This window comes from Mycobacterium sp. TH-M15, from assembly GCF_057473705.1.
The window spans coordinates 1-2,245 of sequence record NZ_JBYCLB010000184.1 but is presented as its reverse complement, the minus strand read 5'-3'; the positions used below and the strand labels follow the sequence as shown (position 1 = coordinate 2,245).

The 2,245-nt window shown below is 69.8% G+C and carries 1 protein-coding gene; it reads right to left on the bottom strand.

The features are described from left to right. Nucleotides 1-2,245 (bottom strand): acyltransferase domain-containing protein (locus tag AC2VNT_RS04420; protein WP_486945695.1); only part of this gene is annotated, 2,245 nt, incomplete at both ends.

The window sequence follows — 2,245 nt, the reverse complement described above, 5'->3', positions numbered from 1 at the left end:
ATCGGCCTCGGTCATCTGCAGCAGCTCGGTCGGACCACCGCCGAACGCCGCCACGTAGATGCCGGCCAGCGGCGGCAGGTCGGCGCCGAATCGCTCGAACACCGCCCGCATGGCGGATTCGTCGGCCGCGTCGGCGGCGGCCGTCAGCAGCGTGGTGCCCGACGGCGCCAGGCCGGCGGCCAGGTCGTCGAGCTTGGAACCGGGGTTACGCGAGACCGCGACCACCGTGCCCGCGCCCGAGTCGGCCAATTGCCGGATCAGGTGCGGACCGATGTTGCCGGTCGCCCCGATCACCAGATAGCTCTTCTCAGCCGACAATTCGGCCGGCGGGGTGGACGGCGGCCTGCCCCGCTGCAGACGCGGGACGCGGCGGACGCCGGCCCGGTAGACGACCTGGTCTTCGTGATCGTCGGCCCCGGCCTCGGCCACGACGTAGCCGGCGGCCGGCGCGTCGGGCACCGACTCGTCGATGTCGATGACGCGGCCCCAGAACTCGGGGTGCTCGAGCGCCAGCGTGCGGCCAAGGCCCCACAGCACCGCCTGCGAGGCATTCGCCCGGTCGCCGTCACTGACCGGTTGGGCGTTGCGGGTGAGTAGGTAAAGCTTTGGCGCCACTCCCATTTCGGCGATCACAGCGGCCAGCCGTCGCGCGGCGTTGAACAACTGGTAGCCGGATTCGACGTCGAACTGGTCACCGGTGACCCGCGGCGCGTACAACACGTGGGTGACCCCGGCGAGCGCGTCGGTGATCGCCGCCGGGTCGGCGCCGTCGGCCAGTAACGACGTCGGCTCGGCAGTCGCGGCGAATTCGTCGCCGAGCACCCGGCCGATTTCGTCGCCCAGGCCGGAGTCGGAGATGACCAGCCAGGAGGCGTCGGCGTCACCGTGGGTCGTGGACAGCTCGCGGGCCGGCCAGGCCAGGTTCACATACCACTGCGACGGGATCGGCCCCTCAGCCGGCATCCCCGAATCTGCAACCGCGACACAACTTCTGACCGGCGCGATCGGCCGGGCGCTGACCCAGAACCGGCCGTGGTGCCACGGCGTGGCCGGCAAGGCCGGGTGTGGCTCGACCGGATGCGGGGTCTGCGGCGGATGGCTGGTGTGCACCGTGTTCAGGCTGGTGTGGAACCGCACCGTGTCATCGCCGTCGCGCCACAGCGTGCCGACGCTGAGGTGCGGGCTCCCCGACTCGACCGTGTCGCCGACGGCGTTGGTCAAGATCGGATGCGCGCTGACCTCGATGAACGTGCCGTGTTCTTCGGAAGCAGCAGCGACGGCCTGGCTGAGCAGCGCGGGCTGACGCACGTTGGCCACCCAGTAGTCGGCGTCGAGCATCGGCGACTGAAAGCCCTCCAGCACCGTCGAATAGAACGGGATGGTGGGGATCTCGGGACTCAAATCCGCCAGCGCCGTGCGCAATTCGCCCAGGATCGGGTCCATGAACGCGGTGTGCGAGGCCACCTCCATGTTCACCCGGCGGGCGAACTTGTTCTGCGCGCTCACCGCGGCGACCACCGCGTCGACCGGGGCCACCGGGCCCGCGATCACCGTCTCGCGCGGCGAAATGTAGCCCGCCACACTGACGCCCGTGTAGTCGGCGATCAACGCCTCGGTTGCCTCGGGGTCCAGTTTCAGCAGTGCCACCGCGCCCTGACCGGCGAGCGTGGACATCAGCTTCGACCGGATCGCGATCACCCGCAGGCCGTCGACGACGCTCAGCGCACCGGCCACCACCGCCGCGGTCACCTCACCCATCGAGTGGCCGATCACCGCGTCGGGGTGCACGCCATAGGAGCGCCAGAGCTCGGTCAGCGCCAACTGCAGGCCCATCAACACCGGCTGGACCTGCGCATCGCCGCTGATCGGCTCGCCGTCGGCGATGATCTGCTGTAACGAAAAGCCAATCTGCTCAACGAAAATCGGGTCAAGCTCGGCGATCGCCTCGGCGAAAACCGGCTCGTCGGCCAGCAACTGCCGGCCCATGCCCGCCCACTGCGAGCCTTGTCCGGAGAACACGAATACCGTTCCGGAGCCGTAGTTCTCGTTGCGCGGGCCGACTATTCCGTCGGCAGCATCGGTGTATCGGCCATCGGCCAGCGCCTGCAGGCCGGCGATCGCCTGCTCGCGATCGCGGACGCATACCGTGGCGAACTGGGCGTGCCGCTCACGGTGATAGCTCAGGGTGTGGGCCACGTCAGGCAGTCGCACGCCGGCGCCGGCACCCGCCAGCCAGGCCGCCAGC